We start from the raw sequence: 25,920 nt of genomic DNA on the forward strand, positions 1-25,920 counted from the left end.
AGTTGAGTTTGGTTGCGAGCAAACAAGCATTATTGCCGAAAAGATGAAGAAGTTCAGTGAGAACGCTCAAAGCCTTTCTTATCGTTTTATTTTCAAATTTATTTTGAAAATGTTTTTAATCGAAATCGGTTTTTCCCTTTATCTCATGAGGTTATGCTGTTACACAGCTTAAATTCATTAATTGGAGAACCTCATGGATATCGTACAAGCTGCAAAATCTCGTTACTCAACGAAAGTGTTTGACCCAACGCGCAAGCTACCTCAAGAAAAAATCGACGCAGTTAAAGAGCTGATTCGTTTTAGTCCATCGAGTGTGAACTCCCAGCCTTGGCATTTCATTCTGGCAAGCACAGAAGAAGGCAAACAGCGCATCGCTAAAGCGGCGCAAGAGAACTACGCGTTTAACGCGGCGAAGATTCTCAACGCTTCTCACGTATTGGTGTTTTGTGCGAAAACAGGCATTGATAACGACTACATTGAAGCGCTAATGGCGCAAGAAGAAAAAGATGGCCGATTCCCAACCGAAGAAGCGAAAGCGGCTGTGCGTGGTGGTCGTAGCTACTTTGTGAACATGCACCGCTTTGATCTGAAAGATGCGAATCATTGGATGGAGAAACAAGTTTACCTCAACGTGGGTACGTTGTTGTTGGGTGCTTCGACGCTAGAAATTGATGCAGTGCCAATTGAAGGGTTTGATCCCAAAGTGCTGGATGAAGAATTTGGCTTGCGTGAAAAAGGTTACACCAGCGTTGTGATCGTGCCGCTGGGCTACCACGCGGAAGATGACTTCAACGCGAAAACGCCAAAGTCTCGCTGGGACGCAGAAACCGTATTCACCGAGATCTAATTCGAGCTTACTTGCTGGTTACGTAGAACCCTGTAATCAATATATAAATCGCAAAAGGGTGATAAAACGATGATCCACTTAGTTGCAGAAGTGAAAGCCTATCCAGACAGCAAGGATCAGGTGGTGAATTTGCTTGCTGGTTTACTAGAGCCAACTCGTCAAGAAGAAGGCTGTTGCCAATACGAGTTGTATCTCGACGAAAAAGTTGATGGCCTATTTATGTTCCAAGAAATTTGGGCATCGCAAGAGGCCTTGGATAAGCATTTGCAAAGCCCACACATGGCGACGTTTCTTGAAACATTGGAAGAGAACGATTGGGTTGAGTATACCCAGATTCGTCCTCTACGATTTATCGCCTAATGACAGAAGGTTGCCAGCACGTTGGCGCGTTGCTGGCAGCATTTTTGTTGGATAAAGTCGCGGAAAGTCCGAATCGTTGGCGTTAGTAACCGACGATCGGCGCACACCATGTAGAGCGGTACTGGGCCGCAATCCCACTCTGGTAACACTCGCACCAATCTTCCCTCGATTAAGTCTCGGCTGATGTCCATCAACGATTTATTCGCAATGCCTTTGCCTTTGATCGCTAACCGATGTGGCAAGTCACTATCGTTGCTCATCAAGTTACCGCTGACCACGACTTGTTCTTTCTCACCGTCACGCGTGAGCGTCCATTTGTTGTAGACCGAATCCGCGACCATATAGCACAAACAGTTGTGTTGCGTTAAATCGGCAGGAGAGGTGAGTTCTGGATGTGTAGCTACGTACTCTGGCGATGCACATAAGATCCGCTCGTTTGCCCCACACAAAGCCAACACGACCAGATTGGAGTCGGCCGGCTCGCCGTAGCGAATCGCAATATCGACAGGCTTGGTGTACATATCCGTCAAGCTATCGGACAGCTCTAGTTTGATGGAAACATTTGGGTAGAGATCGATGAACTCATCCACCCAATCGAGCAACATATTGCGACCAAAATCGGAGGGCGCAGTAATGTGCAGTTGACCAGATAACTCACCACGCGCACTTGAGATCTGATCCAACCCCTCTTGCAATGTTGCCAACGCTTGCGTGGTTTTGTCTAAAAACAGTTCGCCCTCTGAGGTTAAACGCAGGCTTCGGGTGGAACGCACAAACAGCGGGAAACCGATTTGCCCTTCAAGACGCTTAATCGATGCGCTAATGGCGGCAGGTGTCATGTCCATGCTGTTAGCGGCTTTTGAAAAGCTGCCTTGGCGCGCTGTTTCGACAAAAATATTGAGGTCGTTGAGGGCTTTCATCGTGAAAAGGATGTTTGTGAAGTTTGAGCTACTATAGGGGAGATGAGCAAAGTAATTCAAGCTAAACGCCTTTGAAGGTGAAAACATTAGGTTAAGTGGTCACTTTGAGTTAGATTAGCCCGCCACTTACATCGTTACTGGATCAACAACATGAGCAACGAACAGCCGAATAACCCTCTGCATGGGTTGAGTTTAGAAAAAATCGTCACCCGACTAGTTGAACACTTTGGTTGGAATGGCCTGTATGAGCGCGTTCGAGTGAACTGTTTTAAGAAAGATCCGTCGATCAAATCTTCTCTGAAGTTTTTGCGTAAAACGCAATGGGCAAGAGACAAAGTCGAAGCGCTGTATATCGAGACGTTTTGCTAATCGCTCTATGGCCTGCAGCTAGCCGTAAGTAGATTCTTAGTCTCGCTATGGCTCGCTAGAATGACGCAGTTTTTCTTATCGCGTAGGCTAGAAGAGTAGCCCTGCTATCAAGTCTAAAGCGAGATTCCGGATGACTCGCTTGTGCTCGTCCGGGATGGTTTTCTTAGATAGTGTTATAGAGTCAGAACCTAAACGAGGTTCGTCATTCTGAACCGCCAGGAACGAGCGTGATTCAGAATCTACTCTCAGATTGTATTGAGTAGATTCATCGCTCTAGGGTCTGCAGCAAGCGGTAAGTAGATTCTTAGTCTCGCTATGGCTTGCTAGAATGACGCAGCTTTTCTTATCGCGTAGGCTGGAATGGTATCTCAGCATCATTCCCGATAGCGATGAAGAAGCGCTGTAGGGAACCTCGCCTTTGATCTCTCGTTTCTTGCTACTCTAAATGATGCGTGCTACCCACAGTTCCTTCCAAGTCTAAAATCGACTGGCGAACGTGGTCTGGAATCGCCGCTTTTACGTTGTTCTTAAAATCAAACATCACACCAGTGGCGGTCGCGATGGTCGCAATCTTACCCCACTTCTTACTCAGCACTTGGTATTCCATCGTGATTCGATCTTCTTGCATGTCGATTACGCGCGAGCCGACTAATAACGTGTCTGGGTAAGTGACAGGAAGCTTGTAGCGGCATTGCGTCTCGCTCAGTACTGGCCCAATTTGCGAGGTTTGCAGGTCGACTAGCAGATTAATTTTGTTGAAGTAATCTAAACGCGCCGTCTCAAAGTAGCGAAAATAGACCACGTTATTGACGTGTTGCAGAGCATCCATCTCACCCCATGCGACTTTGATCTCTGTGATAACGGGAAAGTCCTTTAACAGTGTGTCCATTTTTAGTGCTCCTTTTTCATCTGCATTGCCACGAATTGCGACGCGACTTATCACTTTGAGCATTTATTCTAGATGTAATCATTTAATATGTAATAAAATTGTTTTTAAAATGTGAAATGAAATAGTGGTTTGATTATGTAAACTAGAAACTTTACATAATCGAGTTGAAGGCGTAAGTTTAACTAAGAGTAACCAGGTAGGAGGTGTCTCATGATTGAACTCAAAGGTTTCAACCTCGCAAGAGTTGAGAAACGCATTGATTGGACAGGTGAGTTGTTCAGTTTGAGAATATCTGGCGCGCCTCTTTCCTTCAAAGCTGGTCAGTTCACCAAGCTTGCTTTGCTTGATGATGAAGGCAAGCTGATAAGTCGTGCTTACTCTGTGGTTAATGCACCAAGTGAACAGTTCGATTGGTTGGAGTTCCTAATAGTAGCGGACCCTCAAGGACAACTTTCCCCAAGGCTCCAAAAGCTTAAATCTGGTGATAGTATTTATGTTGGTGAGACCGCACATGGTGACTTAATCCACGATTCTATTCCTAAACAGGCTCATGATCTGTGGCTGCTATCTACAGGTACAGGTATTGGACCGTTTTTATCGCTACTGGATGATATAAACTTACCACCTCATAATGAGCGAATTGTGCTTGTTCATGCGGTTCGCTACGAAAAAGATCTGGTCTACAAATATCTGATTGAGCAACTACAGCAACGATATGAAGGCAGATTAAAGTACATCCCGATAGTCAGTAGGGAAGTGGTGGATGGTCAGTTACAAGGTCGAATTCCCGAACTCATCGAATCGGGTAGACTGTCCAACGCTGCTGATGTGCCATTCTCTGCTCAAAGTAGTTTTGTCATGATGTGTGGGAACCCGCAGATGATCAAAGATACCTTGCCAGTCTTACAAGGGCTTGGGTTGGAAAAGTATCGTCCTAAAACAGGAGGCAATATCATCTATGAGCGTTACTGGTAGCGTTTGGTTAAATTGATATAACCATATTGAACACATGATGATCACCAATACCAAAGTCGTTCAAACGTCCTAGCTTGTTCGATCAAAAAAGCCACATGAAGTGGCTTTTTTAATATCGATAGAGTTAATCAGACTTATTGTTGATTAACGTACGCTTTAAAGCGAGCTTTGGTTTCTGCGTCTGCTTTTTGGTACCAGAAGTGCAGCATCTCTTCTGCTGTCGAATCTGATTTAACCGCAGTCGCTCTCGCTTGTTTCATATCTTCAGGAATCTTTGCTGGTAGTGTGACTGGTTGAGCAACGGCTGCACCAGCAACAGCGATAGCAGCAACGCCGCCTGTTTTGTTGTAGCTTTCCACTTCACGCACGTAATCACGACCGATTTGCATACCCGGTTTGATCAATTTGTCTTGCTCAACAGTGACGGTGTTGCCTGAATCATCAACCAGTTTCCAATCTAAGTCCTTGATCTTTTCTTCCGCGTCGCGAAGGTTGCGGTATTCTGGCATTTGTAGCGTCAGCTCGGCATTGGCAGCGTCAAATCGTGTAACGATAACATCGCTTTCAACACTTAAACGGTCATTGCCTTGGTTAAAGTAAGGGGCGAAGCGAAATACGACTTGGTTAACGCCATCAGGTAACGTTAGTGTTCTTTCCGAGGCGAAAAAACCACCCGAAAGGTCTGCTTTTTCACCGTTAGCCGCTAATACTGAAACGTTGTCAGGAACACTCACGGTTACATCTGCGAATGCCATGCCACTCATTGCGAGAGCAAGCGCACAAGTTAAAGGCTTGATCAATTTCATTGTTTTTATCCTAAGCAAATTAGTGGTCATCGAGAGTGCATCGTTCATTGCCCGATTGCAACTCCCAAGTGTAAGAAGTATGAAAATTTAACAAGAACGTCATTTTTATCGCATTTATTACGGGGAAACTGTGATCCAAATAGAATCAAACCGCTGCAATAGAGCGGTTTGATATCATAAGTTATAGATTAAATTTCTTTCTAACCTATTGATTTATTAAATGCCTGCACCGTGTCCAGGCTCTGATTGGTCATCAGAAGCGTCTTGTTGTTCTGCCATTTCTTCTTGCTGTTGTGCTTTCTCAATGCTCAACCACCAAACAAATAACTCATACCAAATCGCCAGGATAACAGCACCTAAGAACAGACCAACGATGCCGTAGAAAAGCATACCACCGATGGCACCGAGCAGAATCACAGGCATTGGTACGTCGACACCACGTCCCATTAACATTGGTTTGAACAGGTTTTCAGAAAGAGCTGCAACTACTACCCAGACAGTAAACATGGTGGCTGTCGTTGTATCTTGAGTCATGTACATAAAGCCGATCACTGGTAGTACGGCAAGCAGCGCTGGTAGCTGAGCGATACACAAGATCATCAGAATCAGAGTGAGCAAACCAGCTGCTGGAACGCCAAATACAAAGAAACCAGCACCGATCAATAGGGCTTGAATCGCCGCCACACCGACTACGCCAAGCAGTACGCTTTTAATGGTTGCTGCGATAAGCGTGGTCCAGCTTTTAGCGTTTTCACCAGCGGTACGAATAGCGATGGTTCTTAGCCCTGATGCTGCAGATTCAGAGTACGTCATAAAACCTGCTGCAATCGCAAGTGACAAGATTGAAAGCAGTAAACTGCCCAATACACCGCCAAGTGTGCCTAGCAAAGAAGTGAGCGCGGACTTTATCTGCGGCATAAAGGTTTGAATCGCTTGTTCAAGGTTAGTCGCGAATAGGGTCCACACCTCATAGAGCTTATCACCTACGACAGGCCAATCCGCAACGGAAGGTTTTGGACCTGGGATCTTCACTTGCCCGTTTTGCAATACTTCAAGCGCATGCGTTGCACCATCCACAATGGAACCTGACACCATAACAAGTGGTGTGACTAAGAGTGCAATACCAAGTAAAGCAATCGTCGTGGCTGCCAGGCCTCTGCGACCGCCATATGCACGCTCCAGCTTTTTTGTAAGTGGCATTAAAGCGACGGCTATAATTGCACCCCAAATAACGGGAAGAATGAAGGGTTTGATGATGTCGTACGTAAACATCAGCAAGACGAAGATCAAGCCAATGCGTATTGCTGACTCCACCATATTACTGATGAAAAGCTTACTGTCGATTTTTACCGATTGTTTATCCATTTTTGTTTACCTGATGATCAATGTTAGAACTGACGAGACTTGAAACAACAATCGCCATATAGAAAACACCTGTAATGGCCTCTAAATACACCACGACTTGAGCCAATGGCGTTAGAGGGCTGATATCGCCATAACCAAGCGTGGTTAAGGTGACGAAACTAAAATACGCCGCATTAGAGAAATTCTGCCCCAAGAAATGGCTTCCATCCCAGTGAATGAGGTTGGCGAGAACTCTAGAAGAATGAGATAGGCAATTGCCCACATCAGACCAAGCAGTAAGAAAAGCGCGACTGAGCCAATGACTTTGTTGCTATTGACGTGGCCAGTGAAAAGAATCTGCCTTGCGATGGATTTAAAAGTGCCGAAAAAGAATGCGAAGGTGAGGGCAAGCATCACTACATTCATCTCTCGGATGTTGAAAACGGTCTTGATAACAATCACAAGAACCCAAACGCCAAACAGGGTATAGAGGAAACGAGACCACATTTTGTCAAAGCGAAGGCTGGCAAAACAGACAATGAACGTGAGAACCGTGAATGCCTGCAGTATGTGTTCAATCGTCCCTTCGCCCACCACTTGTGCCATCGCACTCCCTAGCAACAAAATCACCAGCGCTAAAGTTAGATAGAAGAAGTTGTTTTCTTCATTAATGTTTTTGAGTTTTTTACCAATGACCATGGTTCTTCTCACTTAGTTACTGTTCATTTTCTGCTGATGAATCTTTCATCACCATGATGGACGCAGAAAGCCCGAATCGAAGATCAACATCTTCTGGAAGTTCTTGGATTGAGATTCGCACCGGAATACGTTGTGCCAAGCGAATCCATTGAAAAACAGGGTTTACGTTTGGAAGAAGGTTGTAGCCGACCGTGCCGTCTTTCGGCGCAATACCCCAACCGATAGAGTCAACCGTTGCGTCAATTGGCGTGTCTGGGTGAGACATCAAAGTGACACGTGCTTGGCTACCCGGTTCGATTTGCGCGAGTTGGTTTTCACGGAAGAAACCAAACACCCAGAAACTGTTCTTGTCGATCAGCGCCAGCAGTGGCTGGTTTGCGACCGCTTGCGTACCGTTTCGGATATCGAGGTTAGACACAAAACCATCGACGGTCGCATAAACTTTGGTGAAGCTGAGGTTAAGGCGCGCTGACTTTAATTGCTCTTCTGCAGATTTGATTTGCAGTAGCGATTCTTCGTAAGCGATTTCACGACGAATCAGATCCTTGTGAGAAACTGCGCCGCGGTCTTTCGCGCGAATATCTTTAAGGCGGTCGTATTCGATTTTTTTACCGCGAGAGCTAACAATGGCGCGTTCTAGTGCCACTTCGGCTTGAGACAAAGCAACTTCGTAAGTCGCTGGGTCGATTTCAAACAGTAAATCGCCTGTTTTCACTTCTTGGTTGTCTTGCACCGCGACATTTACAATTGGGCCTGATACACGAGGAGCTACTTTGATGACGTTCGCGCGCACTTGGCCGTCGCGTGTCCAAGGGTTATTAAAATACTCTTCAAATTTTTGATAGCCGAGCCAAGCTGCGCCACCAAGAATGACAAGATTGAGTGCGATTACGAATAGTTTTTTCATCTTGTTTGGCACCTAAAATTGAATATAAAAGCTGTCGATGGCCACCACATAACCGACCATGATGGCAATAAACGTCAGAGACGGAAAAGCAATGAAGCGAGACAGACGTGTCTTGTTCAATATCATCACCGTTATCCACGTTGCCGTGACGGCGAGAAAGAGCACCAGTAACGTGGGAGAAAAGTAAATGTCTCCCAAAGAAAGTTCATGAGGCATTAGAGATCCTCCGTTTTGTTTTCATCACTGGTCTCATCCGGAGTTTCGAGGCGCAAAGGCGGCAATACACGGTTTTCTTCATTTAAATAACCATCCCAGTCAGTTCGTTCTGTCATTTGCTTGGCAATAGATTCACTGAGGAAGGGTTTGCCTGTTTGGGTTTGCCAGCCTCCACCTAGGGCTTTGTAGAGCGCTACAACTTGGTTCGCGACGTTCCCTTTGATCGTTGCGTAGCTGTCTTCCGCACGGGTCATTTTCTCTACCGAGTTGAGCAGACGTTCAAAAGAAATTTGGCCGTTTTCGTACTGCGTCATGGAGATGTTGAATGCACGAATGGAAGAGTTGACTGATTGCAAACGTAAATCTTTTTGCTGTAAATACAGGTCATACGCTTCGATCGCATTGGTGACTTCATTAACGGCTTGCAGCACTTTTTTGTTGTAGTTGGTCAGCGTTTCTTGGAAGCGAGCATCTTCGAAACGAATGTTATTTTTCACGCGTCCGTATTGGAAAATATTCCAACTGAACGTTGGGCCAACCACCATGGTGAGCGAATCGCTAAAACTGAAACTGCTGCCATCGGGAACCGTACTGTCGATACCGATGGAACCGAATAGTGAAAAGCTTGGGTAAAGAGCGGTTTCCGCCACGCCAATTTGCGCACTCTGCGCGCGAGCTTGCATCTCAGAGACTTGCAAATCCGGACGTCGCATCACTAAGTTTGCGTCCACTTGGGTATCCAACAGAGGTGGACGCGGCACAATGGAGCGCTCGTCGGTGCCCGATAACGCCGATTTTCTGCCTGTCGATTTGAACTGTTTTTCGTAGTCAGCAATTTGCTTATGCATTCCATCTGATTGCAGCAGCTCGTCTACTTCTTCCGGTAATGCACCTAGTAATAACGCCAACGCGGTACGTGATTGTTTCATCGCAACTTCGAGACTCGGTAATGCCGCTTTGGTAGTATAGAGTTGGTTTTTCGCCTGCTGAACGTCCAATTCTGTAACGTTGCCAGAGTCGAACTGCACCTGTGTAATGCGGACGACACGCTCTTGAATTTCGATGTTGCGACGAGACAGCAAAATGCGCTCTTGGAACGTGCGATAGTTAATGTAGTTACGCGCCACTTCTGCGGTGATGGTGACCATTATGTCGTGATACGACGCGATGGATGCGTAATAACCGGCTTCTGCCGACTCAATACCGCGAGCATACTTGCCCCAAATATCCATTTCCCACGCAGCATCAAACGACAGAGCGGCGTTGTTTACACCCTGATCATTCACGTAGGCACGCGCTAGATTTCCTGACACGGTTTGAACTTGCGGGTATTGCAAGCCAGTCGAAATGCCAAGCAATGAACGAGCTTGGACAATGCGCAGTCCCGCGGCTTCTAAATCGAGGTTTTGTTTGCTCGCCAACTCAACCAGCTGATTGAGAGTGGAGTCATTAAATTGCTGCCACCATTGTTGTAGCTGTTGCTTTGATTGCTGCGTATCTTTGGCTGCTTTTTGCACCGACCAGTCACTTGGCATTGGCGCCTGCTTTGGATGAACATAGTCTGGCCCCACAGTGGTACACGCACTGAGCCCGAGCAGGGAAAGTATGGCGAGGCTTGGTTTGGTTAGTTTTGGAAGCATCATATCCCCACCTTTAAAACCGCTTTTGTTGTAAGTTCACCCAATCGATATCCTCGTAGGTTTGCTTGCAATGCTTGATTGCTTCGAACACGTTCCGTTTTAAATTCAGCAAGATATAAAAACCGGCTATCTCAGAATAAGCGTAGTCAGATAAATCCAACTCACTAAAAAAATCTTCCAGTTTATCTTCGAATGATTGGTAATCCTGACTGTATTGGTCGAATACGGAATCGAGTTCTTGTGTTGCTTGATGGCTGGCTAAAGCGCCCGCCATCAAAGGAATGATGGAATCGCGGTGTTGTTGACGAAGTTGAGTGATCAGCGGATTGGTCAGCAACTTTTTCTCGGCGGCCATTAAGATGTTGATGTGATTACTGAGTACATCACACGCTTTGCTAAACGCGCCAATCGCTTCTGGCGTGGTTTTGTCAAAGTGTTTGTGGTTGATTTTCGAACCCCACACCTTGAGCTTTTTCGATGAGACATTGAGCGTCACCAAGTGCAAGGCCCGTTTGAGCGGCGTAATAACCGAGCTAGACTGCTGTTGATAGGTAGTGAACAGCTCTCGGGTATGTCGGAAGTAGCGTTCTTTTATGGTCAAAAAGAGGTGTTCTGGTCGTGAGCTAAACGGGAAGTAGTGCGCGAAAATAATCATGAACACCACCATGTAGAACAACAGCATGATCGTCATGAGGATCCCGAAATGATAAAACATGTTGTTGTCTAAACCGAGAACAAACAAGCCAATCATATAGAAAATCGTCACTGGCCCGTTAAACAGATAAAAGCCGATAAAGGTGTAGATAAAGATAAACAGGCCAAGTTCTAATCCGAGATCCAATTGCGGAAGAATGAAGACGTAAGAAGGCACCGCGAACAAGAAGCCGAAAGTGAACAGCACAAGCAACAAAATCGGGTGCACAGGCACGAACGACAGCAAAGACATAAACATGGTCGAGAAGACCACGAACGAGTAGCCGCCTGGTGGATTGAAATAAATCCAAATCAGTCCTGCAACCCAATAGGTGACAAAGGTCTTGACCGCGGTTTTAAAGTTTTCTGCGTCCCACCATAGAAACTTGCCTTTCGGTTTCGGCAGTGGCACGTCAAAGGAGACATTGTTCGTCACAGAGTCAATGCAGCTAATGCTCTCCGCCAAACGCGACAAGTTTTGATGCATGAGCCCCAAGAGGTGCCCCAGCATAAGCGCAGAGCCTTTCTCTAGGTGAGCTGCGTCTTCAAGCAACGCTTGGTTGTATTCGACTTTGAACTCTTGAGCACGAAAAGCGGGCTCTTTTTCGTCCCAGACTTGTTGGCAGGTATCAAATAGCGCGTCAATTTCCGCAACGGCTTGATCAAAGTTGCTGATGCTTTCACGGTCTTGCTGGTGGCTAAAGTGGCTGTGCGCCGCAACGGTCAATTGTTGCGTTACCTGTTTGTTCAAATGAACCGCCAAGCGCCACTCTTTCATGTAGGCCGACACGTCGCTGCATTCCACACTGACTGTGGCAAAACGCTGTTCGAGCGCATTTTGGGCGGCAAACATCTGTTCGATAAGAGAATCCACGCTAGGTTGTGGCTCTCCTGCTTCTAGATTTTCTTCTCCCTCTTGTTGAGGAGAGACTTGCCCTGCCGATTTTTGCTCGAAATTTTGCAAGATAGCGGTGAACAACGCGCGTTGTGCTTGGTTGAGTTTTTCGATGAGCTGTCTTAGATTTTGTTCTGTTTTGGTCGGGAATAAGAAAGTCCCCACGAGCGTGTAAACCACTACCCCAAACACCGTCATATAAGCGCGGTCAACGCCATAAAGAAACGCACCTTCTGCGTCACCGCCATTGGACATCATCAGCGTCATCACACCGGTCAGCATGAGTAACGTTGGATCTTTTTGATAGGCATTACGGAAGTAAAAAATGAAAGAGACCACAACCGACACGCTCAGCATGTACAGCAAGCGGTCTTGAGCAAACAATCCCACCAGTAACAAGCCAACGACGGCGCCAACCAACGTACCGAACACGCGTAAGGTACCTTTGGCGAGTGATTCACGACGACTGCCTGTGGATGCAATCAGCATCACTGTGGTTGCGGCCGTCGATGCTTGCGGCCAACCCATGGCAAACGGGATCAGATAAGCCAGAGTCAGGCTAAGCGATACTTTAATAGCGAATTTTATTTTGTCGTTCATAGTGTCAAAGTTTGCTCAGGCTTATCGTTATAAGTTGATGAATTTCTTATGTGAATAATCAGAATCTTGTTCTGAATAAATTCGGGGGGCGGAATATAGCGGGTGAAAAAGTGTGCTTTGTAAACCCTTTGTCAAAACACAAAGTGCGTATTTGGCTCGATCTCGCGCTAGCCCTTGGCGTTATTGACGAAACGGCTAAAACGAGCAAAATCTCGATCTGTGACGATTCTCACTTTTGAAACAAAATCGTTGTGTTGTGTGAGCCAATTCTCACCTTATATCCTTCGCCTGATACTAAAGCAGGCCACTCGTACCATCTGCAATGAGCTTTGCTGCTTTAAAAAGCATAGATGATGAATGGGTATTTGAGAGGGAAAGTTATTATTTTCTATCGGCTTGCCGATTGTTCGCTTGCTTTTTTGGATCGAGATAAAAAAACCAAAGCGATGCCACCAAGAATGATGCCACTGGTTAAAAGTGTGTGTAGTGAAAGAGGCTCGTGGAGTACGACGGTACCTAGCAGCAAAGCAATGGCTGGTACGGAAAGTTGACTGACTGCGGCTTGAAGTAAAGAGAGCTTACGCATGACTTGATACCAAAGCGTATAACCAAGGCCAGATGCAATGGCGCCAGACGTGATAGCGAGCAAGATTCCACTCAGAGAGAGATGGATTGAGGACAGCATCAACGGCGATAGCAGTATGCCAATCATAGATGCAGCGATAAATCCCCACGTGATGCCACTACTTGGAGAAGGGGCTTGTTTACCGAGCGCAGTAAACGCAGCCCAACAAACGCCAGAAATCAACATGAGAAGTGCAGAACTGATATCGGGGCGCGTGGCAGATGGCAACATTAACCAAACAAAGCCAACAATCGAAAGGCCGATACCGATGATTTCGAGAAACTGAAAGCGCTCACCTTGCCACCAATAGATTGCCAGTAATGTAAGTTGCACGGCACCAAACAAAAGCAAAGCACCAGTTCCTGTCGCCAGTTGTAAGTACGCGAAAGAAAAAAGGGCAGCATAACCAAATAACGCCACGCCAGCAAAAAAGCGAAAGCGAGAAGTTGGCCGATCGGCTTTCCACTGACCTCTCACGACAAGCAATGCGATTAAGGTAATCGCGCCAGATATCAATCGGACGAGAGTGAAGCTTCCTGCATCAATTAACCCTTCGGCCAATGCAAGTCGGCACAATAATGAATTGGCGGCGAACGCCAGCATCGTAATAGCAGTGAGTAAAAAGGTCGACATCCTTGGCCCTTAACGCAGAAATATGGATTGAGTGTAGCGTCAAACGACCTTTTTCATTAGTTGATAAAGTGATTAGTTATAGCAGTCAGAGCGAGAAAACCATCAAAAATCACCAAAGAAAACCTGACCTTAGCCTGAGTGTTACTGTGGTAGGGATGGTTGTTCATACAATGACTTGATGGTGTTTTTCAACCATAGCAATTTGGGATTGTACGCATTGCGTTTATGCCAAATCATAGTAAATGGAATCAGTAACTTGTCTTGTTGAGCTTGGTCTAACGGAATTGGCAAGCACACCAAATCGAGATGCAGCTTTTCTGTGTAGCTTTTGCAATAGTGCGGCGCGGTGGTGATCATGCCATGAGTCGGCTGCGCTGCCATAAAAAGGGATTGCTCAAAGTTGGACATCGTCAGCCCGATAGAGCGCTGTAGCCCTAGTTCCGTTAACACTTCATCCAACGCCCAAGTTTCACTTTTTTCCCAAACAATATTGATGTGTTGGTAGCTCAGAAAGGTCTCGAGATTCCACTCTTGCTGTAATGCCGGATGATTTTTATGTAAATACACCATCGGCAGGTCATAAAATAGAATCTCAAAATCCAAGAAATATGGCAGAAGATCCAACGACTCTTTCGATCTCGGGTGACTTTCTCGGCCGGTAAAACCGATATCCGCCTCGCCTCGAATGATGGCGTCGAGTGAATCGTAATCCCAGTTACTGGTTTTTACTTTCGCTTCAGGGTATCGCTGGTGGATAGCGATGATGAGTCTGTCCAGCACCGTGAGCACTAATGGCGACTCAATCGTGATATCAAAACGCACTCCTTTAGGCGTAATATCGCTGCGTTTTTCTGCAATCTGGCTGCCAATTTGCAGCCATTCTGCAAGATCTTGCTCCATGCTTTGTGCCAAAGGCGTTGGCGCAAGACCTTTAGGTGTTTTGACAAACAAAGGATCATCGAACCAATGACGAAGTTTGTTGAGCGACTTACTTACGGTAGAGGGCGTAACGTTCAGCTTTTTCGAGGCTCTCGAGACGCTTTGCTCTTGCAGCAATAATTGCAGAGTGAACAGTAAGTTTAAATCAAGTCGCGCTAGGGATTTCTTCATAATGGGTATCGTGAACAGGCTTTGGAATCAATAGTATTAGAGCAAGGCTGATTACGCTACCTAACACTAAGATAAACACCAACATATTCAGAGCACTAACGCCGATGAAACCCATAAACCAAATATAGAACGCGGAACTACAAACTTGAGCAATGCCCAGTAACGAGCTTGCCACGCCAGCTTGTTGAGAGAATGGGCTGAGCGCTTGGCTCATGGCCACGCCAAAGCCACAAGCGAAGCCAGCGCAAATCAGCCCAAGTCCGAATACATAGTAAAGAGATTGTCCATCATGGAAATGGGCAGCACTGAGTACTATGGCTGCACAAGCGAGCAATACTTGAGAGGTGATCATTAAGGTTCGCTGCTTAAAAATCCCCAATGCCAATGGCGCCGAGAACGAAATCAACATGCTGATCGTCGCAGTCCCTGCCATGATGGAAGAATAGCCGCCGCGATCAAAACCAAGCATGCTCATCACGACAATTGGTGAAGCGTTAACAAAGGTCAGAATGGTGGTCACTCCAAGTGCAGTAATGATCAGCCTACTGATAAAAAATCGCTCGAAGAAAGTCTCTTGATGGCTCTCTGGCGTTGTCTGTTCTTCACCTTGTTGGCTGGGTAGTGATTCCTTGAGAACAAAAATGGCCAATACACTGACGAGAATGCCCATTCCTGCCATTGTGGTAAACAAACTCGGCCAAGGAAATTTCAGCATAATCAAGTGACCAATCACGGGTGCGATCACTGGAATGATACAGGTGATGCCATTGAGCATCGACAATACTTTCGCGCGGCGTTCATCGTCTAACGTGTCGCGTAAAATCGCGAATGCGACGACATAGCAAGATCCAGCTCCGATGCCTTGGCAAAAGCGAGCAATCAAGAAAGTGTTTGGTTGCTCAGCCATCCCGCCGAGAAAAGACGCGAGCACGAAGATCATCGCGCCGACGACGGCAACAGGCTTTCGTCCCACAGAGTCTGCAACTTTCCCCGCGAATAACATGGTGGTAGCCATGCCAGCTAAATAGATCGAAAACGCAATATGCAACTGAGATTCACTGGCGTTGATATCTGACGCAATTTGAGGCAAACCAACAAGATACAAATCAATGGCAGTAGGGTAGAGTAAAACGAGTGCAAAACTACAAAGTAAAAAACGGGACATGGAAACCTCTCTATCGAATGGCGAGGATAATAGAGTGCTAAACGTTTGCCTGCGAGTGGGAAATACGACACTAGGTATTTCTATTTACGACATACCCTGTATGAATTGAGCATAAAAACAACAAGGAAGATTATGATTACCATTGAAAAGTATTCGCCTGAGCGACATGAACAAACTTGCGAACTTAGCGTGCTAGAAGAGCAATCGCAGTTTACGGTCGCGGATGTGGGTGAAATGCTGACACGTCTTAAACCTACAGAACTTCCGCATCTGATTTTGGCAGACGATGACGTTGTTGGTTTTTTTCTGTTCGATGCTGCTTACAGCGAGAAATACGATTTTTGCCCGAAAAACAGCTTAGGCGTACGTGCTTTGCTGGTGGATCACCGTCATCAAGGCAAAGGCATCGCCAAGCAAGCCATTCAACAGTTTGCCGATTTCGCCAAACGCCATTATCCCGAGTTTGATGCGCTTTATCTCACCGTGAATTGCCGCAACATACCTGCTTATCAGTGCTATTTAAAATCAGGGTTTGAAGATACCAATGAGCTTCACCACGGCGGCCCCGTTGGACCGCAGCACATTATGAGACAGCCGCTTTAACTAGGAAAACACCAAGGATGGAAATATGAGAATTGAAATTGACGATTTAGAACGGCCGCAGGTGATTGCGTTGTTGGAAGAGCATTTACAGGACATGTACGCTACATCGCCACCAGAGAGCGTGCATGTGTTAGATGTAAGCGAGTTGAAGTTGCCTTCAATCACGTTTTGGACGGGGTGGGATGGTGAGCAGCTATTGGGATGTGTGGCAATGAGCCAACTAGAAGATGGTCACGCAGAGTTGAAATCGATGCGTACGACGCCGTCGGCGAGAAAACAGGGTGTGGCATCCCGTTTACTCAATCACGTGATTGAGCAAGCGAAACATCAGGGGATACAACATCTAAGTTTGGAAACTGGGTCGATGGCATTTTTTGAACCCGCGCATCGCCTGTATGAAAAACATGGCTTCGCGTACTGCGAGCCGTTTGGCGACTATCAACCTGATCCAAACAGCCGCTTTATGACCCTAGCGTTGTAGCCCGTTGCGACTAAAAGTTAAAGTAGTAATTAGCTCCTGGCGAAATGAGTGATGCACGCTCACGCGCCAGTTGTTTTCTTCTCTCTCTAATACGCTTCGCGTTGTCTTTATCTAAGTTTGCATCCAATTGATGATCAAGGCGTGATATCTCCGCATCTAACGCATTAATGCGTTGTTGACGCTGATATTCTTGATGGCCTAACTGATAGTTTTTAAGGAAAAGATCGTTAGAGCAAACGCCATAGTAGGTTTTTCCTTCTACACCCACCGTGTAACCATTGTCTGGCGAACAGTAAAGAATGGTGCCTTTATCAAAACCGTCTTGCCACTCAACGTGATTTGGCGTTACGCCTGCTTCGCGACAGTCTTTAATGTATTCGTACAAAATGTTTGGGTTGTTGCCTGATCGGCCATCTTGGTAGCCGACGCGATACCAGTCTGCGGTTTGGCATTGTTCTGGCGACATGCTGCTACAACCAGAAAGTAATGCAAATATGGCAAAGAGAAGCGCAATGCGTTTCATGAAGTGGATTCCTTGTTACTGCGTTAGGTTCGCTGATTATAAATGAACAGTGTTCATTTCCAATAGATAAAATTAATAATTACCGAGTTATTGATGCGTTTCGCTTGTGAGTTTGTCGGCTTGAAGCAAAAATTTTTTGCTTGTGGAACGAGCGTTGTTCGTCAGTAGTGATGTTACGAATAGAGTAGTTTGCGTGAAGGTAGAGGCGAGATTAGTGAGGTGGGAATCTCTTCGTAAGCCGCATCTATAAACAGTTGCCTGCGCGAATGTTACTTTCTCTCAGAGATTCCCATATCAAAAGCCCCTCGATCGAGGAGGAACGGGACTTTCGATAATTTTATGCTTAACTTTCAAATGAAAGTTTGTTGCCAAATGCGGATTTCCAGTCTTTATCAAATTGATCGACAGCCGGCTGAACTGCTGGATGAGAAAACATCTGCGCGGCCACATCGACAGGCAAGGTGATCGCTTCAATGCCTAACTTCATCACTTCCATCGCTTGTTGGGTATTTTTAAAACTCGCTGCCAAAATTTTTGTAGGAAGTTGGTTTTGATCCAGTAGCAATTGCAGGTCTGCGACCACTTCTACACCGTTTCCGTTCATCGCATCAATACGGTTCACATAAGGCGCAAGATAGTCAGCGCCGCACAATGCCGCAAGGAAACCTTGCTGAGCAGAGTAAATAGCAGTGGCGAGTACTTGAATTCCCTCTTTTTTCATTAACTTAATTGCCGATAAGCCCGTTTCGGTTGCTGGCACTTTGACGACCATATCATAAGGTAATTCATGGATTTGGCGCGCTTCTTCTACCATGCCTTCTACAGTTGTGCTCACCACTTGAGCATGGAAACGGGGTGTGCCCCCTAACGCTTCTTGCATGCCAGCTAAGGTTTGGTTCAAGCCTTGTTTTGACTTCGCCAAAATACTTGGATTTGTGGTTACCCCTTTCAGAGGTAGGCATTGGTTAAAGCGTTTTACTTCTGCCACGTCAGCTGTATCTAAATAGAGTTCGATCATGGGTTCTACCTTATACAAAATCTTCGTTTTGATGATGGGATCACTATAGATCTGACAATCCGATGAGATCTTGATTTTGATCAATTGTAATTTCAATTGAAACTATAATAATTTCACAAATCGAAAGTTAAGTGCCAATATTTCATTATCAAATGAAGCTTTCAGAAAAAGAAAAGCGTGAAAAGTAGAAGAGCAAACCAAGAGGCGGACAGTAATGTATTTCAATATTCAGAGGTTCTCGACCCACGATGGTGATGGTATTCGCACCATTCTGTTTCTGAAGGGATGCAGTCTGTCCTGTCCTTGGTGCCAAAACCCAGAAAGCCGCAGTGAAAAGCACTCTCTGCTGTTTGATGAGCGCAGTTGTATGGCGGACTGCCAGCTTTGTGTGTCGGCTTATAAACAAACCGTAAACGGCGACATGGCGAGCGATGGTATCCGACGCATTGACGATCAAATCATCATCAATCGAAAAGCCATGAGCGAAGCGCAGATCATAGCGCTGCGAAACGTATGTCCAACACAAGCGCTCAGCATATGTGGAGAAGCGGCGAAATCAGACGACTTGTTTGAAGTGTTGATGAAAGACAAGCCTTTTTACGATCAAAGCCAAGGTGGCGTGACGTTCTCTGGTGGCGAGCCGCTGATGCAGCCAAGTCTTGTGGCAGAACTTGCCGAACGTTTGCATCAAAACCATGTGTCTACGGCGGTGGAGTCGTGCATGCATGTTCCGTGGAAAAACGTAGAAAAAGTCGCGCCGTATATTGATTGCTGGTTAGCGGATCTTAAACATACCGACGAAGAAAAGTTTCTCCGCTGGGCGAAGGGATCGTTAAAACGCGTCAAAGACAATTTTAGAAAATTGGCACCGATTGCCAAACGCATTGTGATTCGCGTGCCGGTTGTGCCGGGCTTCAATGACACCATTGATGAGCTCAAAGCGATCATTGATTTCGCTGCTTCTTTAGAAAGCTGTCAAGAACTCCACTTGTTGCCGTACCACACCCTCGGCATCAATAAATACCGTTTGCTCGATATGCCTTACGAGTGTTCTGACAAACCATTAAATAATCCAGAACTGCTAGAAAACGCAATGCAATACGCAAGCGAACATACTCAACTTAACGTGATTGTTAGAGGTTAACCATGGACCTACATACCCTTCCAGAGCGAATCAAAGCCCATAAATCGGCACTGGTCAACATCGTAACGCCGCCTATCTGTACCGAGCGCGCAGAGGCTTACACTCGGGCGTATCAGGCAAATGAAGACAAACCTGTGATTGTGCAACGAGCACTGGCGTTACAAGAACACTTACGCACTCGTACCATTTGGATTAAGCACGACGAGCTGATTGTCGGTAACCAAGCGAGCAAAGTACGCGCTGCGCCGATCTTCCCTGAATACACGGTGCGTTGGATTGAAGCGGAAATCGACGAACTGGCCGACCGACCTGGGGCTGGTTTTGCGGTAAGTGAAGAAGACAAACAAATCATTCACGCCATTACGCCATACTGGCGTGGTAAAACGGTTCAAGATCGCTGCTATGGACTTTTTACCGACGAGCAACAAGAGATCCTAGCCAGCACTATCATTAAAGCCGAGGGCAACATGACTTCGGGCGACGCGCACCTTGCGGTGGATAACGAAAAAATCCTGAAGATCGGTATGAACGGTCTGCTGGATGAGGTTCGTCAGCATCGCGCTAATAACGACGTGTCGACGTATGAAGGGTTGAAGAAAGAGCAGTTTTATAAGTCCGTCGAAATTGTCTTGCTTGCGATTCAGGAGCACATGGTGAGTTACGCCGATCTCGCTCTGGAAATGGCACAAAACGAAACTCGACCAGAGAGGAAAGCAGAACTGGAGACAATCGCAGAAAACTGTCGTCATGTGGCTTTCCATGCGCCAACCAACTTCTGGCAAGCTCTGCAACTGAGCTATTTTGTGCAGTTGATGCTGCAAATAGAATCGAATGGCCACTCTGTTTCATTCGGTCGGATGGACCAGTTCCTAAACGACTACTACGTGCGTGATCTTGAAAGTGGCACGATGAACAAAGCGTTCGCCCTTGAGTTATTGCAAAGCTGTTGGTTGAAATTGCTTGAAGTAAACAAGATTCGCTCTGGTGCGCACTCAAAAGCATCGGCAGGTTCTCCGTTGTATCAAAACGTCTGTATCGGTGGACAAAAGCTGAATGAGAATGGAGAACCTGAAGACGCCGTAAATCCGCTATCTTGGGCGATTTTAGAGTCTTGTGGTCAGCTACGTTCCACGCAACCGAACTTGAGTGTTCGCTATCATGAAGGTCTGAATCAAGAGTTCTTGATGGGCTGTATTGAAGTGATCAAATGCGGATTCGGTATGCCTGCATTCAACAACGATGAAATCGTCATTCCAGAATTCATCAAGCTAGGTGTCGAGAAAGAAGACGCTTACAACTACGCGTCTATTGGCTGTATTGAAACCGCTGTTCCAGGCAAGTGGGGTTACCGTTGCACGGGCATGAGCTTCATTAACTTTGCGCGTATTTTACTGGCTGCGCTTAACGAAGGTGTGGATGCAACCACGGGCAAAGCCTTCTTGCCGCATGATAAGTCGTTGTCAAAAGGCAACTTCGAGAGTTTTGATCAAGTCACCGCTTCTTGGGCGGAGCAAATTCGCTACTACACACGTAAATCGATTGAGATCGATACCGTAGTCGACAGCGTGCTTGAGCAGCAAGCGCAAGATATTTTCTGCTCATCGCTGGTGGATGACTGTTTGGCGAGTGGTAAAACCGTAAAAGAAGGCGGAGCGAAATACGATTGGGTATCTGGCCTGCAAGTGGGCATCGCCAATTTAGGTAACAGTTTGGCGGCGATCAAACATTTGGTGTTTGAAGAAGCGCAAATCAGCCAAACGGAACTGGCAAAAGCATTAGAAGAAGACTTCGATGGTATTGAGAACGAACAACTTCGCCAACGTTTAATCAACTTCGCGCCAAAATACGGCAATGACGACGATTATGTCGACCAATTGCTGGCTGATGCTTACCAAGTTTATATCGATGAGTTGGCGCAATTTGTCAACACACGTCATGGGCGCGGACCAATTGGTGGTGGCTACTACGCGGGAACATCGAGCATCTCTGCCAACGTGCCATTTGGCGCATCCACGATGGCAACACCAGATGGTCGAAAAGCGAAAACGCCACTGGCGGAAGGCGCAAGTCCAGCATCGGGCTCTGACCGTTTGGGACCAACGGCGGTGTACAACTCAGTCGGTAAAATTCAAGCCAATAAAATCTTGGGTGGTGTGCTGCTTAACCAGAAGTTAAGCCCAGCGGCTGTCGCTTCAGAAGGGGATAAGCTCAAGCTTTCAATGCTGATTCGTACCTTCTTTAATCACCACAAAGGTTGGCACGTGCAGTACAACATCGTCTCTCGTAAAACCTTGCTGGCAGCGAAGAAGAACCCTGAGCAATATCGTGACCTTGTCGTACGAGTCGCGGGCTATTCAGCTTTCTTTACCGCGCTATCACCAGACGCGCAGGATGACATCATCGCCCGTACCGAACACGAGTTGTGATGGTCTCAACCCCTGTAAATGCAGAAGGCACCGATTGGTGCCTTTTGGTTTACTCTTCAATGGTTATGCCACTAGAGCCGGGAAGCTGCGACACAAAATTGGAGCCCATGAGCTTAGAGGGTGTGTATACACCGGCTTCAGGCTTTGTATGTAGCAGGTGTTCTACAATCGCCAGAGACCCCGTTACGGTTAAGCTGTAGCCATTGGCCGTTTGTACTCGTGCTGTTTTGCTTTGTCCGAGTTTGTTGCTTGCTTTACCCCACACATATGTGGGTAATTGGTTTCTTTGCTCCTCATTTGGTCCTTTTACGGTTCTTTCAATACGGCTTTTTATGAGGCTTTGTACCCAGGTTATGCCGAGAAGGGGGCGAACCCAATTCGCTCGTTTAGCGTTTTTTATCATGTTCGGCGATCCGGGAATAAAAACATCAATATTCTCAATCCCCGTGGTGTAATAGGCGGTTGAAACATCGCCCCACGGAATGGTCATAGCAAGTTTTTCGCCGTCACCAAAATCAATGTTGCGAACTTTATACGCTAGCGGAACGGTGGTGATTTTTCCGTTAAGTCGCACTTTTCCGCCTTGAGCCAAACCTTCGACAGACGTTTTCGCCGTGCCCGGAGAAAAACCAGAGCGAGAGTCAAAACCGAGAGACAAGTGTGTTGCATCTGGTAGCGCAGCTTTCAATGTGGCTGCAATGCAATCCGTTGGAATAACATCAAAACCAACACCGGAGCACAATACGACACTAGCTTCCTTTGCTTGTGATTGCAGCGTTTGTGCAAACTCAAACACAGAGATCTCACCTGTAATATCGAGGTAATGTGCGCCTGCTTCTAGGCACGCTTTCATCATCGGTTTGGCCGTCGAAGAAAAGGGGCCTGCGCAGTTTAATACCAGTGATGAACCCGAAATATGTTGGACCGCGCTGCTTTTATCCTCAAGAGAAAAAGCAAGACTTTGCAGCCCTAGTTCAGCCGCTAAGCTTTGTACTTTCTCTAAACTTCTACCTGCAAGGATTGGGTGGTGACCCCGTTTTACGGCCTCTCTCGCAATCAGCTCGCCTGTATAACCATTGGCTCCGTAGATGATCCAACGATCTGGGGATGGTGCCGGTGTGTTATCTTTCATCAAAAAGCTCCTATCAATGCCTGCTTAAAGAGGTTTCTGGTCATTGGCTTTTTCTTGTTGAATTGTGGTCAAGCCTTGTTCGAATGTGGTGATTTTAAAATCTGGAAAACGAGTCTGAAACTTATCCGAAACAAAAAGGTTGTCAGATTCGTAGCGAGGCAAAAGCTCGGCTGCATCTCGAATGGTTTGATTAAATCGCCCAGCTAGCCACAATTGCCAGCGCTTGATGACTTTGTATTTCGGTTGAACGTTAAAAACCTTTGCTGCAACAGCGATAAACTCCCGATACGTCAGTCGACGATCATCGCAAGGCAAATGCCAAGTTTGTCCGTAAGCATCGGGCGTATTCCCAATTCGCGCCATGGCTCGGCTTGCGTCTGGCGTATAAATTAAGCTGCGTTTGGTGTCATCACGTAAAAACACCTTTGCGCTCTTTTGGTTAAGTAGATTATCGATAATGGCGGAATTAGTGATGCTTTGCGTTTTCCCCGGGCCGTAAAACTCCGGAGCACGACAGATAACGGCTTCGATTTCTCCTTTATTCATCGATTCTAGCAGCATGTCAGTAATGACCGCACGAATTCGACCTTTTTCTCCATTGGGCTGAAATGGTGCATCTTCTTGTTGAGGCGTATCCGTTTGCGGGTACATGTAGGTATTATCAAAGTAAACAAGCTTTGCTTGATGAGTTTTACATGCGGCGATGACATTACGCATCATTGTTGGCCACTGTTCCACCCACAGTTGAGTATCCATTGGTAGCCCTGCAGTAAGGTAAACGATACTAGAACCTTTTACGGCATCTGATGTTTGTTTCGCGTCGAGCAAGTCCGCTTTTACCAGTTGATCCATCTCGTTGACTCGATGCGGATTGCGGCTCACCAATCGGATGTCGCTCATAAAGTCTCGTTTTAGGCTTAATGCCAGCTCACGGCCAATTTGCCCACTTGCACCCAATATCGTTTGCATTCACCAATCTCCTGCTGTGTTGCTTTGATATTCATCCTAACGTTAAAGTTAGGTTTAAGGTCAACCCACATTTTGAAGATAAATTGGATTGATTTTTTATTGATTATAGAAACAAGGAGGCGGTACACCTGAGCTAAGAGCGAATGGTTTTTACAGACTCAATTTAGTGGCTAGCAGGGGAATTGGCGAATCTCTAACCCAACATCAAGAGTAAAGCTTCGCTTGTTAACATTGCTTTGATTTGCTGACGGCTTTACTTTTTATTTGACGGGTTTTCTTTGGTCAGAATCGTTTGACCAAGTTGAGACATGACGCGTTTTGCATTCATTGCACAGTCCATGTCATCTGGCTTAGCTTCAATCTCTTTAAGTACTTCTTTTAACTTGCTTTTACTCTGCGCGATTTTTCGCTCAAGCTCGTCGAGCTCTTGGACTTTTTGCTGCAAGGTCGTCAATAACTGGTGATGATCCCAGTTAGAAAGGTCGGATGGCAGTAACGCACTTAGTTCATCCAAACTGAATCCAGCTTGCTGACCCGTTGTGATCATGTCCAGAATCATTAATGCTTCTTGCGGATACTCGCGGTACCCGTTGGCTTTACGGGTCACGGTTTTTAGCAGCCCGATGCGCTCGTAAAATCGAATACGCGAGGGAGCAAGGCCAGTTTTTTGCGCCAGTTCGCCAATTTTCATATCAAGCGTGTCTCATTAGGTGGATAAAATAACCTTACCATTTCTGAATATTCTCGCCAGTTTGGTGCTCGGTCGATTCGTTTCTTGCTTTCTTACCGTTACAGCTTATGCAAAATTTCCACGCATTTCTTTGTGACGTCGTCGTACTCTTTTGTCATGTAAGCGGTGGTGATGGCACCTTCTTTCATGATGCAAATGGCATCGAGTAATGATGTGTTGTCTGATTTGAGATAGCGTTGAATTAGCTCACGAACCTGTTGTTTATGGTGGCGGCAATACGTTGCAATCTCGCCGCGGTCGTCACTGAATTCGGCGGACGTGTTGATGAAAAAACAGCCGCGAAACTCGCCCAATTTTTCCTCAGAACCATGAAACCAGCCGTTAAGCGCGGTAAACAACTGGTCGATCACGTCTGTGCTCGATTGTGCTGGTGATAGTTTCTCCTCTAGCCACGCCATGAAGATTTGGTGGCGTTGTTCTAGTGCGGCAAGGATGAGCGCTTCTTTGCTTTCAAAATGGCTGTACAGCGTGCGTTTAGCCACGCCAGATACTTTAAGGACTTCATTGATGCCAATGGAGTTGATGCCCTGTTTGTAAAACAGCGACAACGCGGTGTCGATCAATAACTGTTTCTTTTTGTTCATAACTACGTCCTCAAAAAGTTCTACAAACACATATTGACAAAGGTAGACAGGTTTGTCTATTTTAATTTGTAGACAATTCGGTCTACTTTGAGGTGTTTATGAATAATTTAATTTTATCTTTGGTCGCGGGGCTTGGTGCGACATTGGCTATTGGTGTGTTGTCTTACGCCGAGGTATCTCTTACTGAGGTTGTACTTCTTATGGCGCCATTTGGTGCTACTGCGGTGTTGGTGTTTGGGGTGCCTAGCAGCCCTCTCGCTCAACCAAAAAACGTGATCATTGGTCACTTCATTACGGCATCTATCGGTATTGCGTTTAGCCAATATGTTGAGATCACGCCAATCACCCTCGCGATTGCGACTGGGTTAGGAGTGTCAGCAATGCTGATTACGAAGACAACGCATCCACCTGCGGGCGCAAATCCAATCTTGATCATGGCATCTGGGCAGGGGTGGAGTTTTCTGTTCACGCCAGTACTGATCGGCGCGGTGGTGATTGTGCTGGTTGGTAAGGCGTTGCAGTTGCTACAGAGTCAGTACTTAAACCCTCGTTTGAACGGTCAAAAGACCTAATTGGGTTGCAAGTAAGGCCGCATT

The 25,920-nt window shown here is 46.4% G+C and carries 26 protein-coding genes and 1 pseudogene; 9 read left to right on the top strand and 18 right to left on the bottom strand.

Annotated elements, in window-relative coordinates:
• The first annotated feature begins 193 nt into the window (after positions 1 to 193).
• Both NL644_RS01285 and NL644_RS01290 read left to right on the top strand, forming a co-directional pair.
• Complete coding sequence (locus NL644_RS01285) at positions 194 to 847, top strand: oxygen-insensitive NAD(P)H-dependent nitroreductase NfsB (RefSeq protein ID WP_005480118.1); 654 nt, start codon at positions 194 to 196, stop codon at positions 845 to 847.
• Between the two features lie 69 nt (positions 848 to 916).
• Positions 917 to 1,207, top strand: a complete 291-nt coding sequence (locus tag NL644_RS01290) for a putative quinol monooxygenase (RefSeq protein WP_017634435.1) — start codon at positions 917 to 919, stop codon at positions 1,205 to 1,207.
• Here the strand turns inward: NL644_RS01290 and NL644_RS01295 are convergent.
• A complete protein-coding gene (locus tag NL644_RS01295; RefSeq protein WP_020838235.1) occupies positions 1,204 to 2,127 on the bottom strand; it encodes a LysR family transcriptional regulator in 924 nt (307 codons plus the stop codon). The genes NL644_RS01290 and NL644_RS01295 overlap by 4 nt on opposite strands.
• 150 nt (positions 2,128 to 2,277) lie before the next feature.
• On the opposite strand from NL644_RS01295, the gene NL644_RS01300 reads away from it, so the two are divergent.
• Positions 2,278 to 2,496 (top strand): VF530 family DNA-binding protein, encoded by a 219-nt coding sequence (locus tag NL644_RS01300; RefSeq protein ID WP_005396617.1) that lies wholly within the window; start codon positions 2,278 to 2,280, stop codon positions 2,494 to 2,496.
• A 436-nt stretch (positions 2,497 to 2,932) separates the two neighbouring features.
• Here the strand turns inward: NL644_RS01300 and NL644_RS01305 are convergent, their stop codons facing one another.
• A complete protein-coding gene (locus NL644_RS01305) occupies positions 2,933 to 3,385 on the bottom strand; it encodes a thioesterase family protein (RefSeq protein ID WP_005374933.1) in 453 nt (150 codons plus the stop codon).
• 210 nt (positions 3,386 to 3,595) lie between these two features.
• Here NL644_RS01305 and NL644_RS01310 point away from each other — a divergent pair, with 210 nt between their 5' ends.
• Positions 3,596 to 4,360: a ferredoxin--NADP reductase gene (locus tag NL644_RS01310; RefSeq protein WP_114322757.1), complete on the top strand. Its 765-nt coding sequence runs from the start codon at positions 3,596 to 3,598 to the stop codon at positions 4,358 to 4,360.
• 134 nt (positions 4,361 to 4,494) lie between these two features.
• Here NL644_RS01310 and NL644_RS01315 read toward each other — a convergent pair whose 3' ends face one another.
• The 10 genes and pseudogenes from NL644_RS01315 to NL644_RS01360 all read right to left on the bottom strand — a co-directional run bounded on the left by NL644_RS01315 (position 4,495) and on the right by NL644_RS01360 (position 15,693).
• Positions 4,495 to 5,166 carry a DUF2057 domain-containing protein gene (locus NL644_RS01315; RefSeq protein ID WP_114322758.1) on the bottom strand — a complete coding sequence of 224 codons (672 nt, stop codon included), beginning with the start codon at positions 5,164 to 5,166 and terminating at the stop codon, positions 4,495 to 4,497.
• A gap of 216 nt (positions 5,167 to 5,382) precedes the next feature.
• The gene (locus tag NL644_RS01320; RefSeq protein ID WP_005396613.1) at positions 5,383 to 6,531 is read right to left on the bottom strand and encodes an AI-2E family transporter; all 1,149 of its coding nucleotides are present in this window, start codon (positions 6,529 to 6,531) and stop codon (positions 5,383 to 5,385) included.
• Positions 6,524 to 7,209, bottom strand: a pseudogene (locus tag NL644_RS01325) (potassium channel family protein). The gene NL644_RS01320 and the pseudogene NL644_RS01325 overlap by 8 nt, the downstream one beginning before the upstream one ends.
• Positions 7,210 to 7,225: 16 nt before the next feature.
• Complete coding sequence (locus tag NL644_RS01330; protein WP_006740779.1) at positions 7,226 to 8,116, bottom strand: HlyD family secretion protein; 891 nt, start codon at positions 8,114 to 8,116, stop codon at positions 7,226 to 7,228.
• Between the two features lie 12 nt (positions 8,117 to 8,128).
• Positions 8,129 to 8,332 (bottom strand): DUF1656 domain-containing protein, encoded by a 204-nt coding sequence (locus NL644_RS01335; protein WP_085342527.1) that lies wholly within the window; start codon positions 8,330 to 8,332, stop codon positions 8,129 to 8,131.
• The gene (locus NL644_RS01340) at positions 8,332 to 9,975 is read right to left on the bottom strand and encodes a TolC family protein (RefSeq protein ID WP_114322759.1); all 1,644 of its coding nucleotides are present in this window, start codon (positions 9,973 to 9,975) and stop codon (positions 8,332 to 8,334) included. The genes NL644_RS01335 and NL644_RS01340 overlap by 1 nt, the downstream gene beginning before the upstream one ends.
• 10 nt (positions 9,976 to 9,985) lie before the next feature.
• The gene (locus NL644_RS01345; RefSeq protein ID WP_114322760.1) at positions 9,986 to 12,160 is read right to left on the bottom strand and encodes an FUSC family protein; all 2,175 of its coding nucleotides are present in this window, start codon (positions 12,158 to 12,160) and stop codon (positions 9,986 to 9,988) included.
• A 388-nt stretch (positions 12,161 to 12,548) separates the two neighbouring features.
• Positions 12,549 to 13,418 (bottom strand): DMT family transporter, encoded by an 870-nt coding sequence (locus NL644_RS01350; RefSeq protein ID WP_114322761.1) that lies wholly within the window; start codon positions 13,416 to 13,418, stop codon positions 12,549 to 12,551.
• 141 nt (positions 13,419 to 13,559) lie between these two features.
• The gene (gene yidZ, locus NL644_RS01355) at positions 13,560 to 14,528 is read right to left on the bottom strand and encodes an HTH-type transcriptional regulator YidZ (RefSeq protein ID WP_114322762.1); all 969 of its coding nucleotides are present in this window, start codon (positions 14,526 to 14,528) and stop codon (positions 13,560 to 13,562) included.
• Positions 14,503 to 15,693: an MFS transporter gene (locus NL644_RS01360; RefSeq protein ID WP_253657892.1), complete on the bottom strand. Its 1,191-nt coding sequence runs from the start codon at positions 15,691 to 15,693 to the stop codon at positions 14,503 to 14,505. Before NL644_RS01360 ends, yidZ begins: the two co-directional genes overlap by 26 nt.
• A gap of 132 nt (positions 15,694 to 15,825) precedes the next feature.
• Between NL644_RS01360 and NL644_RS01365 the strand changes: the two genes are divergently transcribed.
• Both NL644_RS01365 and NL644_RS01370 read left to right on the top strand, forming a co-directional pair.
• Positions 15,826 to 16,296 carry a GNAT family N-acetyltransferase gene (locus NL644_RS01365; RefSeq protein WP_253657893.1) on the top strand — a complete coding sequence of 157 codons (471 nt, stop codon included), beginning with the start codon at positions 15,826 to 15,828 and terminating at the stop codon, positions 16,294 to 16,296.
• A gap of 25 nt (positions 16,297 to 16,321) precedes the next feature.
• Positions 16,322 to 16,777 carry a GNAT family N-acetyltransferase gene (locus tag NL644_RS01370; RefSeq protein ID WP_253657894.1) on the top strand — a complete coding sequence of 152 codons (456 nt, stop codon included), beginning with the start codon at positions 16,322 to 16,324 and terminating at the stop codon, positions 16,775 to 16,777.
• A 10-nt stretch (positions 16,778 to 16,787) separates the two neighbouring features.
• Here the strand turns inward: NL644_RS01370 and NL644_RS01375 are convergent, their stop codons facing one another.
• Both NL644_RS01375 and NL644_RS01380 read right to left on the bottom strand, forming a co-directional pair.
• Positions 16,788 to 17,300, bottom strand: coding sequence for a DUF2799 domain-containing protein (locus NL644_RS01375; protein WP_053808269.1), 513 nt, complete (start codon positions 17,298 to 17,300; stop codon positions 16,788 to 16,790).
• Positions 17,301 to 17,643: 343 nt separating this feature from the next.
• Positions 17,644 to 18,318, bottom strand: coding sequence for a fructose-6-phosphate aldolase (locus tag NL644_RS01380; protein WP_065770889.1), 675 nt, complete (start codon positions 18,316 to 18,318; stop codon positions 17,644 to 17,646).
• Between the two features lie 214 nt (positions 18,319 to 18,532).
• Between NL644_RS01380 and NL644_RS01385 the strand changes: the two genes are divergently transcribed.
• The gene (locus NL644_RS01385) at positions 18,533 to 19,462 is read left to right on the top strand and encodes a glycyl-radical enzyme activating protein (RefSeq protein WP_048625408.1); all 930 of its coding nucleotides are present in this window, start codon (positions 18,533 to 18,535) and stop codon (positions 19,460 to 19,462) included.
• 2 nt (positions 19,463 to 19,464) lie between these two features.
• Positions 19,465 to 21,888: a formate C-acetyltransferase/glycerol dehydratase family glycyl radical enzyme gene (locus tag NL644_RS01390; protein WP_253657895.1), complete on the top strand. Its 2,424-nt coding sequence runs from the start codon at positions 19,465 to 19,467 to the stop codon at positions 21,886 to 21,888.
• Between the two features lie 49 nt (positions 21,889 to 21,937).
• Here the strand turns inward: NL644_RS01390 and NL644_RS01395 are convergent, their stop codons facing one another.
• The 4 genes from NL644_RS01395 to NL644_RS01410 form a co-directional block, all read right to left on the bottom strand.
• Positions 21,938 to 23,020: a trans-acting enoyl reductase family protein gene (locus NL644_RS01395; protein WP_114322767.1), complete on the bottom strand. Its 1,083-nt coding sequence runs from the start codon at positions 23,018 to 23,020 to the stop codon at positions 21,938 to 21,940.
• A gap of 24 nt (positions 23,021 to 23,044) precedes the next feature.
• On the bottom strand, positions 23,045 to 23,989 hold the full coding sequence (locus NL644_RS01400) for an SDR family oxidoreductase (RefSeq protein WP_253657896.1): 945 nt from the start codon (positions 23,987 to 23,989) through the stop codon (positions 23,045 to 23,047).
• Between the two features lie 253 nt (positions 23,990 to 24,242).
• The gene (locus NL644_RS01405) at positions 24,243 to 24,680 is read right to left on the bottom strand and encodes a MerR family DNA-binding transcriptional regulator (protein WP_006741992.1); all 438 of its coding nucleotides are present in this window, start codon (positions 24,678 to 24,680) and stop codon (positions 24,243 to 24,245) included.
• A gap of 98 nt (positions 24,681 to 24,778) precedes the next feature.
• Positions 24,779 to 25,324, bottom strand: a complete 546-nt coding sequence (locus tag NL644_RS01410) for a TetR/AcrR family transcriptional regulator (RefSeq protein WP_114322769.1) — start codon at positions 25,322 to 25,324, stop codon at positions 24,779 to 24,781.
• A 98-nt stretch (positions 25,325 to 25,422) separates the two neighbouring features.
• On the opposite strand from NL644_RS01410, the gene NL644_RS01415 reads away from it, so the two are divergent.
• The gene (locus NL644_RS01415) at positions 25,423 to 25,896 is read left to right on the top strand and encodes an HPP family protein (RefSeq protein WP_005462762.1); all 474 of its coding nucleotides are present in this window, start codon (positions 25,423 to 25,425) and stop codon (positions 25,894 to 25,896) included.
• Positions 25,897 to 25,920: the final 24 nt, after the last annotated feature.

This window comes from Vibrio sp. Y10_XG_PY6 (assembly GCF_024181795.1).
In the GTDB taxonomy this organism is placed as follows: Bacteria; Pseudomonadota; Gammaproteobacteria; order Enterobacterales; family Vibrionaceae; genus Vibrio; species Vibrio diabolicus.

What these genes read in the sequence shown, in the direction of transcription:
- NL644_RS01295 (WP_020838235.1), bottom strand. Translation starts at nt 2,127, where the DNA reads ATGAAAGCCCTCAACGACCTCAATATTTTTGTCGAAACAGCGCGCCAA.
- NL644_RS01380 (WP_065770889.1), bottom strand. Translation starts at nt 18,318, where the DNA reads ATGATCGAACTCTATTTAGATACAGCTGACGTGGCAGAAGTAAAACGC.
- NL644_RS01305 (WP_005374933.1), bottom strand. Translation starts at nt 3,385, where the DNA reads ATGGACACACTGTTAAAGGACTTTCCCGTTATCACAGAGATCAAAGTC.
- NL644_RS01375 (WP_053808269.1), bottom strand. Translation starts at nt 17,300, where the DNA reads ATGAAACGCATTGCGCTTCTCTTTGCCATATTTGCATTACTTTCTGGT.
- NL644_RS01340 (WP_114322759.1), bottom strand. Translation starts at nt 9,975, where the DNA reads ATGATGCTTCCAAAACTAACCAAACCAAGCCTCGCCATACTTTCCCTG.
- NL644_RS01410 (WP_114322769.1), bottom strand. Translation starts at nt 25,324, where the DNA reads ATGAACAAAAAGAAACAGTTATTGATCGACACCGCGTTGTCGCTGTTT.
- NL644_RS01290 (WP_017634435.1), top strand. Translation starts at nt 917, where the DNA reads ATGATCCACTTAGTTGCAGAAGTGAAAGCCTATCCAGACAGCAAGGAT.
- NL644_RS01400 (WP_253657896.1), bottom strand. Translation starts at nt 23,989, where the DNA reads ATGCAAACGATATTGGGTGCAAGTGGGCAAATTGGCCGTGAGCTGGCA.
- NL644_RS01415 (WP_005462762.1), top strand. Translation starts at nt 25,423, where the DNA reads ATGAATAATTTAATTTTATCTTTGGTCGCGGGGCTTGGTGCGACATTG.
- NL644_RS01350 (WP_114322761.1), bottom strand. Translation starts at nt 13,418, where the DNA reads ATGTCGACCTTTTTACTCACTGCTATTACGATGCTGGCGTTCGCCGCC.
- NL644_RS01360 (WP_253657892.1), bottom strand. Translation starts at nt 15,693, where the DNA reads ATGTCCCGTTTTTTACTTTGTAGTTTTGCACTCGTTTTACTCTACCCT.
- NL644_RS01285 (WP_005480118.1), top strand. Translation starts at nt 194, where the DNA reads ATGGATATCGTACAAGCTGCAAAATCTCGTTACTCAACGAAAGTGTTT.
- NL644_RS01385 (WP_048625408.1), top strand. Translation starts at nt 18,533, where the DNA reads ATGTATTTCAATATTCAGAGGTTCTCGACCCACGATGGTGATGGTATT.
- NL644_RS01315 (WP_114322758.1), bottom strand. Translation starts at nt 5,166, where the DNA reads ATGAAATTGATCAAGCCTTTAACTTGTGCGCTTGCTCTCGCAATGAGT.
- NL644_RS01370 (WP_253657894.1), top strand. Translation starts at nt 16,322, where the DNA reads ATGAGAATTGAAATTGACGATTTAGAACGGCCGCAGGTGATTGCGTTG.
- NL644_RS01345 (WP_114322760.1), bottom strand. Translation starts at nt 12,160, where the DNA reads ATGAACGACAAAATAAAATTCGCTATTAAAGTATCGCTTAGCCTGACT.
- NL644_RS01395 (WP_114322767.1), bottom strand. Translation starts at nt 23,020, where the DNA reads ATGAAAGATAACACACCGGCACCATCCCCAGATCGTTGGATCATCTAC.
- NL644_RS01405 (WP_006741992.1), bottom strand. Translation starts at nt 24,680, where the DNA reads ATGAAAATTGGCGAACTGGCGCAAAAAACTGGCCTTGCTCCCTCGCGT.
- NL644_RS01390 (WP_253657895.1), top strand. Translation starts at nt 19,465, where the DNA reads ATGGACCTACATACCCTTCCAGAGCGAATCAAAGCCCATAAATCGGCA.
- NL644_RS01365 (WP_253657893.1), top strand. Translation starts at nt 15,826, where the DNA reads ATGATTACCATTGAAAAGTATTCGCCTGAGCGACATGAACAAACTTGC.
- NL644_RS01310 (WP_114322757.1), top strand. Translation starts at nt 3,596, where the DNA reads ATGATTGAACTCAAAGGTTTCAACCTCGCAAGAGTTGAGAAACGCATT.
- NL644_RS01300 (WP_005396617.1), top strand. Translation starts at nt 2,278, where the DNA reads ATGAGCAACGAACAGCCGAATAACCCTCTGCATGGGTTGAGTTTAGAA.
- yidZ (WP_114322762.1), bottom strand. Translation starts at nt 14,528, where the DNA reads ATGAAGAAATCCCTAGCGCGACTTGATTTAAACTTACTGTTCACTCTG.
- NL644_RS01320 (WP_005396613.1), bottom strand. Translation starts at nt 6,531, where the DNA reads ATGGATAAACAATCGGTAAAAATCGACAGTAAGCTTTTCATCAGTAAT.
- NL644_RS01335 (WP_085342527.1), bottom strand. Translation starts at nt 8,332, where the DNA reads ATGCCTCATGAACTTTCTTTGGGAGACATTTACTTTTCTCCCACGTTA.
- NL644_RS01330 (WP_006740779.1), bottom strand. Translation starts at nt 8,116, where the DNA reads ATGAAAAAACTATTCGTAATCGCACTCAATCTTGTCATTCTTGGTGGC.